Source organism: Sphingobium xenophagum, assembly GCF_031457465.1.
Taxonomy (GTDB): domain Bacteria; phylum Pseudomonadota; class Alphaproteobacteria; order Sphingomonadales; family Sphingomonadaceae; genus Sphingobium; species Sphingobium xenophagum_A.
In genome coordinates this window covers 1-10,397 of the sequence record NZ_JAVDWV010000036.1, presented here as the reverse complement: position 1 = coordinate 10,397, position 10,397 = coordinate 1, and the positions used below count along the sequence as shown (strand labels likewise).

At 57.2% G+C, this 10,397-nt stretch carries 9 protein-coding genes and 2 pseudogenes; 3 read left to right on the top strand and 8 right to left on the bottom strand.

Going from position 1 to position 10,397, the window contains the following annotated elements:
• A pseudogene (locus tag J2W40_RS20240) lies at nucleotides 1-129 on the top strand (metal-binding protein); the annotation flags it as partial.
• A 400-nt stretch (nucleotides 130-529) separates the two neighbouring features.
• Nucleotides 530-1,561: a DUF2971 domain-containing protein gene (locus J2W40_RS20235; RefSeq protein ID WP_310227761.1), complete on the top strand. Its 1,032-nt coding sequence runs from the start codon at nucleotides 530-532 to the stop codon at nucleotides 1,559-1,561.
• Between the two features lie 317 nt (nucleotides 1,562-1,878).
• On the opposite strand, the pseudogene J2W40_RS20640 reads toward J2W40_RS20235, so the two are convergent.
• A pseudogene (locus J2W40_RS20640) lies at nucleotides 1,879-2,094 on the bottom strand (tyrosine-type recombinase/integrase); the annotation flags it as partial.
• 301 nt (nucleotides 2,095-2,395) lie between these two features.
• Nucleotides 2,396-2,884: a GFA family protein gene (locus tag J2W40_RS20225; RefSeq protein WP_310227759.1), complete on the bottom strand. Its 489-nt coding sequence runs from the start codon at nucleotides 2,882-2,884 to the stop codon at nucleotides 2,396-2,398.
• 675 nt (nucleotides 2,885-3,559) lie between these two features.
• On the opposite strand from J2W40_RS20225, the gene treF reads away from it, so the two are divergent.
• A complete protein-coding gene (gene treF / locus J2W40_RS20220; RefSeq protein WP_310227758.1) occupies nucleotides 3,560-4,867 on the top strand; it encodes an alpha,alpha-trehalase TreF in 1,308 nt (435 codons plus the stop codon).
• Between the two features lie 144 nt (nucleotides 4,868-5,011).
• On the opposite strand, the gene J2W40_RS20215 is transcribed toward treF, so the two are convergent.
• From J2W40_RS20215 to J2W40_RS20185, 6 genes are all read right to left on the bottom strand, one after another.
• On the bottom strand, nucleotides 5,012-5,281 hold the full coding sequence (locus J2W40_RS20215) for a VapC50 family PIN domain-containing toxin (protein WP_310227757.1): 270 nt from the start codon (nucleotides 5,279-5,281) through the stop codon (nucleotides 5,012-5,014).
• A gap of 331 nt (nucleotides 5,282-5,612) precedes the next feature.
• Nucleotides 5,613-6,365, bottom strand: a complete 753-nt coding sequence (locus tag J2W40_RS20205) for an SDR family NAD(P)-dependent oxidoreductase (protein ID WP_310227756.1) — start codon at nucleotides 6,363-6,365, stop codon at nucleotides 5,613-5,615.
• Nucleotides 6,366-6,588: 223 nt separating this feature from the next.
• Nucleotides 6,589-7,146: a nuclear transport factor 2 family protein gene (locus J2W40_RS20200; RefSeq protein WP_310227755.1), complete on the bottom strand. Its 558-nt coding sequence runs from the start codon at nucleotides 7,144-7,146 to the stop codon at nucleotides 6,589-6,591.
• Nucleotides 7,147-7,174: 28 nt separating this feature from the next.
• Nucleotides 7,175-8,035, bottom strand: coding sequence for an SDR family NAD(P)-dependent oxidoreductase (locus J2W40_RS20195; RefSeq protein ID WP_310227754.1), 861 nt, complete (start codon nucleotides 8,033-8,035; stop codon nucleotides 7,175-7,177).
• Nucleotides 8,036-8,056: 21 nt separating this feature from the next.
• The gene (locus tag J2W40_RS20190) at nucleotides 8,057-8,923 is read right to left on the bottom strand and encodes a TauD/TfdA dioxygenase family protein (RefSeq protein ID WP_310227753.1); all 867 of its coding nucleotides are present in this window, start codon (nucleotides 8,921-8,923) and stop codon (nucleotides 8,057-8,059) included.
• Nucleotides 8,924-8,962: 39 nt separating this feature from the next.
• A complete protein-coding gene (locus J2W40_RS20185) occupies nucleotides 8,963-9,673 on the bottom strand; it encodes a TetR/AcrR family transcriptional regulator (protein ID WP_310227752.1) in 711 nt (236 codons plus the stop codon).
• Between the last annotated feature and the right edge of the window lie 724 nt (nucleotides 9,674-10,397).

The following is a 10,397-nucleotide window of genomic DNA, read 5'->3' as shown; positions in this document are numbered from 1 at the left end:
GCCATCCTCGACTATGCCGTGGGTTATGCACAAAGCGAAGATGGGCAGGTGCCCTATGCGCAATGGCCCGACGGGGTGAAGGGTCATTTCATCACGCGCGCGCCGCCCGTTGGCTTTGTGGCGACATAAGCGTCTAGCTGAACGGGACAGGTTAGACTCGCACCGAAGTTCTGCGGGGTGATTTCGGCTGGGCTGAAGGCAAAGCTCTATCCAGTTTCGGTCGTTGGTGTCTAGGTCCCCGTTCAGGAGAAAAACCGCCTACGCAATTCCGTGATCGCCCCTTGTACGACGTTCAGGCACCGATTTTTCATCCTTAGATGCTGTCCATCCGCTTTCTCAGCGCAGCCCTGCAAGACCGGCCGGTAGCGGAATGGCGGCTCACCCGACATTAGGTTTGTATAGCTGCCGTTCGTCCGCGACAGCCCATGATGGAAACGCGCTCCCCCACCCGGTCTCCAGATCGTTAGTTCGAGATGGTTGCAGAAGCCGCCAAGCTGAATACATCTTCAGCATAGCTGGAGGAAGAGATATGGCTGAAGAAGAAATCATTGCGCTGCTGACCGAAGTCATATTCGCTGACGGCGCGGCGATCATTGAACATGCCAAGCAGAATCACCGGAAATTTGTCCACTACACATCAGCGGAAGCGGCTCTTTCGATCATAGCTAAGAAAGAAGTTTGGCTGAGAAATAGCTCAGCAATGAACGACTATTCCGAAATTGGTTATGGTGAAATGCTGTTCCGTAATGTTTTTCATTCTGATTCTGACGCGACGAGAATGTCTCGTAGCGTCCTCGATTCCATTAATCCGGGCCTGCACGATAGACTGGCGCAGTTCTTTGAGCAGCGCGCTGCCCAACGTAGGCATTTTACTTACCTGATTTCTGTCTCCGAGCACGGCCCCCACGAGGTGAAACCGGGCATGATCCCTGACCAAGGCGAAGAAAAATATGGTCGTCTGTCAATGTGGCGCGCTTACGGGCGGGATCGCGTAGGCGTGGCAATGGTGTTCAATTCGCAGGCGCTCATGGCTCCGTCCAATGTCATTGGAGCCTACACGAATCCTGTCGCCTATGTTGAGCAAGGCGATTTCAATCATCTTTATTGCTCCATACTGCTGCGGGCGGAGCGACATGCAGAAGCCTTGAAGCAATTGCCCGACGGCTGGTTTGAACAAAATCTACAGCGGTTTATCGACAATGCGGCCTTGGCGTTGAAACATCCCGGTTTCAGCGAGGAGCGCGAATGGCGAATTACCTACAGCGCCAATCCTGATGCCGAGCATATCAGCGACGAAATTTTCAACGCCGAAAGCCACGTAAAGCGGGAGTTCGTTTGCATAAATGGCTTGCCACAGAGGATTTACAAAATCCCGCTCAAGGATTATCCCGAAGAAGGATTCGTTGGTGCAGAACTCAATTCACTGATGGAAAAGATAATTATCGGACCATCACAATATCCGGTTATGGTCGCCGACGCGATCATTATGGCGCTGAGAAACGCAGGTGTCGAGAATCCTGAGCAGCGAATTGCTATCTCGAATATTCCTCTGAGAACCTAGATCGTGAGTTGCGGCGATATCTTTCATGCAGTTAGCCAGAGATGTCATGTCCTGTTTTCGTCGTGAGCGGACACCGGTATGAAATATGAACGAAAGACGGATTTCGGTCATTTGGAGCGGCATGCCAGATGACCGAAAATGGCGTATAATTGTCGCCTAGCCGGTTCTGGCTCCTCGCGACGGCGCAGGACCAGCCGATTTTAGATTTCATTGCCTTCTGCCAATGTTAAAGCATCCTCCCCGTCGACTCCGAGGTATCGGACCATATTTTCGATCTTCGTGTACCCAGTCGGATCTGGTCGGCACGAAGATTGCGGGTCGCCTTGTAGATGATTGACCAAGTCACATCCGCGCAGCTTGCTATCGATGGCGAGGTCAAAGAGGGCGCGGTCCGGGACGTGCCCATATTGATCGAGAAAGAAGCGGATCGCCCAGATCTGACGATGTTTGAGCGCTCGCTTCGCGCCGACTTTGCGCTCGGCATTCCACGATACTCGCTCACGAGCGGCGGGATCAAATTCTGATAATCCCATGACACATATCCTGTGTCCATGATGGCCGCATGAAGAACGCGTCAAAGGAAAGCCGACCCTTTTTTGCCAATCAACCCCTTGGTTCGGCGCTCTAACGAGCGGGCTTTGGTGGCGTGGCGAGATTCCCTCATCCAAGGAGTTTCAGGTCACGGTGAACCAAAATGCCGGAAAGATCGCTTCCATTCAGTTGTTCCGCCGCGCGAAAGCTGCCGTCGTTGATCAGCCTGATCGTCGCGATCTATGAAGGACTGGCGTACTCGGCCGCACCATATGTTTCGCTGAACTGGCAGCCTTGGAAAAGCTAATCGATCCAAAGATCATGCGCCCGGTGCCAATCTTCCAGCGCGTTGTCTGGATATTCATCGAAACACTGATCGTCCGGGCCGATCTCAGGTTCGACCCAGGTGGCCTTCGACGAGAGCATCATGTGGACCAACGATGGGGTCTTCGGCAGTTCGCTATCGACGGCCGACGCGAAGGGATGAAAGAGTTCGGGATATTCTGGGCTAAAGACCCATAGCGCACTGCCGCAAGCGGCGCAGAAATGCCGCTCACTCGTGCTGACACGGCACCGGCCCTGACCATCGTCAAGCTCGGCGTGGAACACCGCAGTCTTACCCTCGATCTTGAGGGTTCGCTTGTCGGCGTGAAGGTTGATTGCGTATCCGCCGCCACCTGCAGTCTTCCGGCATATCGAACAATAGCACCGCATGAACGGTATTGGTGCGTGGCTGTCGGCGGTAAAGCGAATCTTGCCGCAGCGGCACGACCCGTCGAGCTTCAGGGGCATGGCCAGCTCCTTTCGCACGGTGAACTGATAAGCAGTGGCTGGGTTCCGGCCCTTGGCAGTGGTTCCCGCGCAAAATTCGCGTAACCGGCATCGCTTGCTCATCTTAGCAGTCAGCGCTCCGACTGACCGTAAGCGGGTGACCCGCAAAATTAGCTGTCACGCCGCGCTGACAATGAGACAATTCGTTACCAGATGCCGGGAAGCAGCCTCGCAACGACGCCAATATAGGCAGCAACGTCCGTCACCCCTTTCCATAAACCGTTGGCTGGCGCTGACGCGGCGCTGCTTACAAAGCATGTGCGGTGTCGTAGATGAGGTTGAGCTTGAAACCCTAATAATATGATGCCCCCATTACAGCAGGGCATGCGATACGGGGCAAGAGAGGTGGTACACGATGAAAATCCATTCGTTCGTTTCGGCCACCGCCGCATGTCTGATGCTGGTGTGCGTAGCGCAGGCGCAACCTTCCCCGGCTGAGCTCTATGCACCGCTGTTCGAGCGGGTACAGATGGAAAAGCTGTTCTCCGACGGCAAGACCTTCGTGGATGCGACGCCGCGTTCCGATCCGGATACGATCATGGCCGCCTATCGCCAGCAGCAGCCGCGCGATACGGAAGCGCTGCGCGGTTCGTACTCGCGCATTTCGCCGTTCCCGGCATCAACGACCATGATGCGGTGGGTCTGCGCGACCATGTCCGCAATCTCTGGCCCACGCTTGTCCGCCAGCCGGTCGAGTCCAAGGTCGGCAGTTCGGCGCTACCGTTGCCCGCGCCCTTCGTCGTTCCAGGCGGCCGCTTCCGCGAGATGTATTACTGGGACAGCTATTTCACCATGCTGGGCCTGGCGGTGGACGGTCAGCAGCCGCTGATCGAATCGATGCTGGTGGATTTCACCGCGACCATCGAAACGCAGGGCCATATCCCAAACGGTATGCGGACCTATTATCTCAGTCGCTCTCAGCCGCCCTTCTATGCGCTGATGCTTGATCTGTCGAAAGACGAGAGTCCCGCGCTGGCCGCCCGTCGCCTGGCCGCGCTGCGCAAGGAACATGATTTCTGGATGAAGGGCGCATCCTGCCTCGATGCGGATCGCGCCTGCGCCCGCGTGGTGAAGATGCCCGACGGCAGCCTGCTCAATCGTTATTGGGACGATCGCGATACGCCGCGCGATGAAAGCTGGGCCGAAGATGTCGCCACCGCTGCGCAGGCGCATGCACCCAAGGCCGTCACCTATCGCCATCTGCGTGCTGGCGCCGAGAGCGGCTGGGACTTCAGCGCACGCTGGTTCACCGACCCGCAGAAGATTTCGACCATCCACACCACCGGCATCGTGCCAGTCGACCTCAACAGCCTGATGCTGGCAATGGAACAGCGGATCGAGGCGCGTTGCCGCGCTGCGAATGACACCGTTTGCGCGGGGGATTATGCCGCGATGGCCAAGCGCCGAAAGGCAGCGATCGACCGCTATCTCTGGGTCGGGCATGAGGGTCGCTATGCGGACTGGAACCGCATAGCCAGAAAGCCGACCGCCATCGTTTCGGCCGCCACCCTCTATCCGCTGTTCGTAGGAGCGGCCTCGCCGGAACAGGTGAAGGCCGTTTCGGCCACCGTCCGCACGACGCTGCTCGCCAGCGGAGGCCTTCGCACCACGCCCATCCGTACCGGTCAGCAGTGGGACAGCCCCAATGGCTGGGCGCCGCTGCAATGGTTGGCGATCGATGGCCTGGCCCGCAATGGCGAAACAGCGCTCGCGCGCAATATCGCTGGCCGCTGGATGGGAACGGTTGTGGCAGCCTATGCCCAAACCGGCAAGATGCTGGAAAAATATGATGTAGAGGAGCGGCGGCCGGGCGGCGGCGGCGAATATCCGTTGCAGGATGGATTTGGTTGGACCAACGGGGTCGCCAGCGCGATTCTGGACCGCTATCCCGACATCATGGCCGACTTTCAGGCGGAACCTTCGAAGGAGGCAACCGCAAACTAGGCTGCACGCCGACTCCTCACGCAACCCTTTGGTGAGGCGAAGCACGCAACTCGTTTAATCGACCTATTTCCGCCATCCAGCCGTCAATTTTCGATGCTTGAGAGCGGACTGTCAGCAAACCTAGCGGCGCACCGGGACAAGCCTTCAGATGGAATCGGCGTGGCCACTCAGGATCGAAGCGGTGACGAACAGCCCATGAGCCTCTAGAGACCGTAGGCAATCTTCTGCCGACACTTCCGGACGCTTCAGCCGAACGCGCAGAGTTCGGATCGCTGCAACCGCCTTGCCTTCGTCGAGCGCGATGGTATCGGCAATGAACTCGTCGGCAGTTCGCGCTTCCAAGTTTAAGGGTGCGAGAATTCTTGCCGGAAAATCGCTGATGTTTTCCGTCACGACAGCTTGTACGCTCAGCATATGATTTTCGATCCTGAGTTACCGACGGTCCGCTTTTCCGGTCGTCGTCCAATCCGTAGATAAAGACGTCTTCCTGAGGCCCACTATTTGCAGACGCACGATAGGCTCGTTTCGAGAAACTACAGCCCTGGTCCGTGGCGATCCTTCGAAGATATGGAATCCGCGAGCCTCGAATGTGTCGATTGGCTCAACTCTCGCCGACTGCTTGAGCCCGCCAACAATATCCCCCTGCCGAAACCGAAGAACAATATTATGATGTTGCGAGCAACATCGATATGCCAGCGTGATTCACGACCCAACGCTTCCAACCGACCCTGGACGGTTCAGGCTGCTAATGCGACCCCATATAGCGGCCGCCATTGGTGCTGATCGTCTGGCCGGTGATGTAGCTGGCTTCCTCGGAAGCCAGATAGGCGCAGGCGGCGGCAATATCTTCCGGCTTGCCGATGCGTTTCATCGGCAATGTCTTGGCGAAGGCTTCCACATCGATCGGTGCCGCGCGCATCATCGGCGTGTCGATGAAGCCGGGCGGCACCATGTTGAACGTCACGCCGCTGGCGGCAAATTCCAGAGCTAGTGCCTTGGTCATGCCCATCAAGCCACCCTTGGAAGAGACATAATGGACCTGCGCGAAGGAACCAGACTGGACCGAGGAGGAGGTGATGTTGATCACACGACCCCATTCGGCGCTTAGCATGTCGGGCAGCACTTCTTTGGTTACCAAATAAGGGCCACGCAAATTGACATAGATGACCTTGTCGAACAGATCATGCTCAACCTCCATGAACGGCGTGAAGGGGGCTATCCCGGCATTGTTTACGAGAATTGCAACTGGCCCCAACTGCGCGCGGGTTTCCTCGGCTGCTGCGTGGATCGCCGCCTTGTCGGAACAATCGACACCAATGGCGATGGCGGTGCCGCCCGCCGCCTTTATCAGTCTGCCGGTTTCGGCTGCTCCTTCGGCATTAATGTCCCATATTGCTATTTTCGCTGTATCTTCGGCTAAGCGGATGGCGATAGCGCGGCCGATGCCCGATCCCGCACCTGTCACTACCGCGACCTTGCCATTAAGAGAGCGTGTCATCGCCAAATCCTTTATGTCGTTCGATCCCCGCGGATCTGTGTCTTGAGCGGCAACGAAAATGCGGCTTCCGGCTATCAAATAGGACCAGCCGAAATCAGCTAGTTGAAGCCTTCGTACCGTCCAATGCCAATAGTATTATGTCGGCTAACAGCCTAGGTTCGATCAGTTCTGACCGACAAAATACGGGAATATGTCGCAGCAATCACATTGTGAGCGAACAGCATCACCATATGGTAACAGGCGTATCCAGCGATATTGGCCTTTGATAGGAGACGTCACTTTTGTCGCGCATACCTTTCGCATAGCCCTGTTCTATAAATTTGGGATGCTGAAGGATCGAGGCATCTCCTGTGATCAGTGTATCAACAGTGGAGCGGCGCAACGCGATTTTCCATTCGCCATCACGGCGCTCGACCCGATCAATGTAACGGCCATTAATGATCCGCGCCGTCTTTGCGCCGCGGTCAAGCAGTGACACCATCACATAGCTTTCACAGTGCGCGACATCGCCATCGATTTCGCAAAGATGGGTGGTGATGTTGTGGAGATGCTGATCTGAACCGGCGGCATGGACGGCGTTGGACCACTCGGCATAAAGTGGCCCGGGGTTGATGGCATGGCCATGTTCGTCGACGCCATCCTCATGATAGGCGCTGGTCAGCAGATCGACGTCATGCCGGTCATGGCCGCGCGCGTGGCGTGCGATCATGTCCTGGATCGCCAGCCTGTCCTTCAGATATACGACGTCACGGCACAGTTGGGCCAATTGCATGTCGTCCATGGCGATCCTCCTTCAATGCTATTCTTCGCTACCGCAAGACCAGGGGATATTGCTGGCGTGGCGCAATGTGATGCGTGTCGCGGCAGGAACGAGGCTGTCGACCGCCTTGATCGGCAAAGCCATATTTCACTGCCATCTCGGCCCCGATCACCGCTTGGCCGCTCCTGTCCATCAGGGCAGGATCGGAATATAATGCCCAGATCGCATGTCCCGTGAATTCGGGCGTTTCCGTCGCCGCTTCCAGATCCCTGTATTTGATCGGATCGGAGGCGATGACCATGCGCAAGCGATCCGTCAGCAGCGCACCCATCCATATTGACAGGGCAGCGACGTTGAAGGGCCGGAGATCGACGGCCATGTCCGCCGCGAACTTGTCCATTCCCGCCTTATGCGCGCCATAAGCAGGGCCAAAGGAATAATGGACAGCACCCGATGCGGACGTGAACATGATGAGGCCGTGCCGCTGGGCCACCATCAGGGGGGCGGCATGGACACTGGCGACATAGGCACTGCGCAAGCCGACATTGAGCATTTCGACAAGGCCGAGCGGCTTTTCCCAGAAATTGCCGGGGGCGGTCAGATCGTCATGCAAAGCGCACGCATTGTTGACGAGGATATCGAGACGGCCTTCGGCTTGCAAAACCTGGGCGAACAGCGATTCCACTTGCGAGTCATCGGCATGATCGACGCGAACGGCAATGCCCTTGCCGCCCGCCTGCGTCACCGCATCTGCTGTCTCCCAGATCGTGCCGGGCAGCGGATGATCGCCTGCTTTCTCGGACCGACCGGTTACGTAAACGGTGCATCCGTGACTGCCCAAGGCGATCGCAATTCCACGCCCTGCGCCGCGGCTGGCACCGGTCACTACAGCTACCGGACTGGCTGTCATCACACTCTCCTCCCCTTCATGTCAGGTGAAGGATTCTTCACCGGCCAGGGTCGTGCGATGCATCATGCGCCCGCTGTCCATCGCATAAGCCAACGCACGGTGCATGGTCCCTGTATTGTCCCAGATCACGAGGTCGCCGAGCGTCCATTCATGCCGGTAAACAAATTGAGGCTGGGTCGCATAATCGCGCAGTCGGGTCAGTAATGCCCAGCCTTCCCGAAGATCCATGCCCTCGACGTGCGATGCCGTGGAACCCAGCACCAGCGATTTACGTCCCGACCGATGGGTCCATACCAGCGGCAGTATGTTGGGCTGGAATGTCTGCCAACTTTTCAGCAGTTCATGACTTGGTTCAGGCTGCACATAGCGCTGCGCCACTTCGAACATATGAACGACCTTGAGCTCTTCGAGCGCCACTTTCTCTGCTTCGGGCAAATCATCATATGCCGCATAGGTGTTGGAAAACTCGGTCTGGCCCCCAGTGTCCGACAATTTGCGGCTGCTCATCAGCGAAGCGAAGATCGGGACGTTGCCCATTGTCCCATCAATATGCCAGTAGAACGCACCCTTGATATATTCGGCTACGGGATTTTCCCTGGGGTCCATCGTGATCTTGAAGGCCTTTTCCTCGACGATCGTGCCGATGGTTTTGGTGAAGGCTATCTGCTGGTCGTCGGTCAGGTTGAGGCCGCGAATGGCCACCACGCCGCGCTCCTCCAGCAATGCTCGGATTTGCGCCGAACAAGCGCCGCTCAGCAGCGTCTTCACGTCCATCACGATTTCACTGCCGATACGCGGCGCCAGATTTCTGACCTCGAAGGCGACCGGTTCCGCAATCGGCATCTCACTCTCCCGTTTTGGGCAGCCGTAAAGCCGCCACTCCCACATTGTGCTAAGCACATGCTTAGCTTTGCATGGTGGTATCGGTCAAGAAATCACCGTATGCTCCGCGTCGCCACGAGATTCATCGTCGGGGCGGTGGCTTAATCTTGTGAGAAGCCAGTCCATCAACTGGCGTGCATCGTCATGGCCCGACAGGATGCCGACCCCTTCCTCCATCACCAGCAATCGCGCCATAGCGGCCAGCCAGACGGTGGCTGCACCGGCGGTGCATGGTCCAAGGTTAATGGGGCTGTTCGCCAGATAGCGTTCAATCGCTGCGATCTGGACGGCGCGGATATGTTCGGCATAGCGCGCAATTTCTTCGCCTATGACCTTCCGATGATTTGCCAGCGCCATAAACTCCATGGCGAGGGCGGTGCGGCTGGGGTCGATGCTGAGCGTCCATAACGCACGCAGTGGGTCATCCGACTGTGCCGCCGCCTGATGGCGTTCGAGGCTTTGTTCGGCACCGCGCCTGTAGGCAGCCACCAGCAGGTCGTCGGACGTAGGGAAATAATAGTGGATGAGCGAGGCATTCAATCCTGCCCTTGCCGCCACTTTTCGACCACTTACGGCAGCATATCCTTCCTCCACCATCAGCGCCAGCGCCGCGTCAAGCAACTGGGCGCGGGTGGCCGATTTATCCGTACCGAAGCGTCGCTTTTGCGGTGCCGCCTTTACAGTGGCTTCTTCTGAAACGCGCTTGGCCAAATCAAAATAATCCGATCCCAGATTTAACGTTATGGCGAGGGCCATATGCGGCTTTGCAGGCGTCGCAAATATCGCGTTTTTGATATTCTGCGCAAAGGCAGAGCGCAATGACGCGCAGAGCTGCGGGGCGGAAACTGGATGTGAACGCAGCGCTAATCAAGATGGCCCTTTCAAAGGGCTGCAGACGGTCGTGACCGACCCGACATTTATGAGTATTTCCTCGTTGAAAGAGGTACCGTGAATGTCAGGTCGAGTTCCGCGAGATGGGCGTTGATGTCGGTGGCGCGTAGATAGGTGAAACCAGCCCATCATTTGAGCCGCAGGAAGAGCTAGCTTTGCCGCTCCAGGACCAACTTCGACAGCCGGCCCGCCTCGCGTGCGATGCTCCGGGCTAGCGCAAATTCGAACAGGGTTTGGTGCGAGAAGCCGACACTAGCTTCAAGTGTCGCGAGTGCGAACGCGCCGATGAGCGCATGGATGTCGGGCTTTGGCGAGAGAACTATCGGTGAGCACGAGGCGAAGGAATGGCAGATGCGTCCCACGCTGTGGGGTTTGGCGCTAAGAAGAACCGACCCTTTGTCGCCATTCCGGCACCAATTTCGCGTGCCCAGGTCTGGACTGTCCGGTAACCGGCAGGTCGCGACCGATTTACGTCTTTTAACCCTGCCCGCCTGATCGGCTGATTCCGGCAATCCTGGTCATCACACTATCCGACCACACAGGAGATTCTTTGATAGCATTCCCCAATAATGTTGCTCTGTGGAGCTGT

What these genes read in the sequence shown, in the direction of transcription:
- J2W40_RS20235 (WP_310227761.1), top strand. Translation starts at nt 530, where the DNA reads ATGGCTGAAGAAGAAATCATTGCGCTGCTGACCGAAGTCATATTCGCT.
- J2W40_RS20225 (WP_310227759.1), bottom strand. Translation starts at nt 2,884, where the DNA reads ATGCCCCTGAAGCTCGACGGGTCGTGCCGCTGCGGCAAGATTCGCTTT.
- J2W40_RS20215 (WP_310227757.1), bottom strand. Translation starts at nt 5,281, where the DNA reads ATGCTGAGCGTACAAGCTGTCGTGACGGAAAACATCAGCGATTTTCCG.
- J2W40_RS20205 (WP_310227756.1), bottom strand. Translation starts at nt 6,365, where the DNA reads ATGACACGCTCTCTTAATGGCAAGGTCGCGGTAGTGACAGGTGCGGGA.
- J2W40_RS20200 (WP_310227755.1), bottom strand. Translation starts at nt 7,146, where the DNA reads ATGGACGACATGCAATTGGCCCAACTGTGCCGTGACGTCGTATATCTG.
- J2W40_RS20195 (WP_310227754.1), bottom strand. Translation starts at nt 8,035, where the DNA reads ATGACAGCCAGTCCGGTAGCTGTAGTGACCGGTGCCAGCCGCGGCGCA.
- J2W40_RS20190 (WP_310227753.1), bottom strand. Translation starts at nt 8,923, where the DNA reads ATGTGGGAGTGGCGGCTTTACGGCTGCCCAAAACGGGAGAGTGAGATG.
- J2W40_RS20185 (WP_310227752.1), bottom strand. Translation starts at nt 9,673, where the DNA reads ATGGCCCTCGCCATAACGTTAAATCTGGGATCGGATTATTTTGATTTG.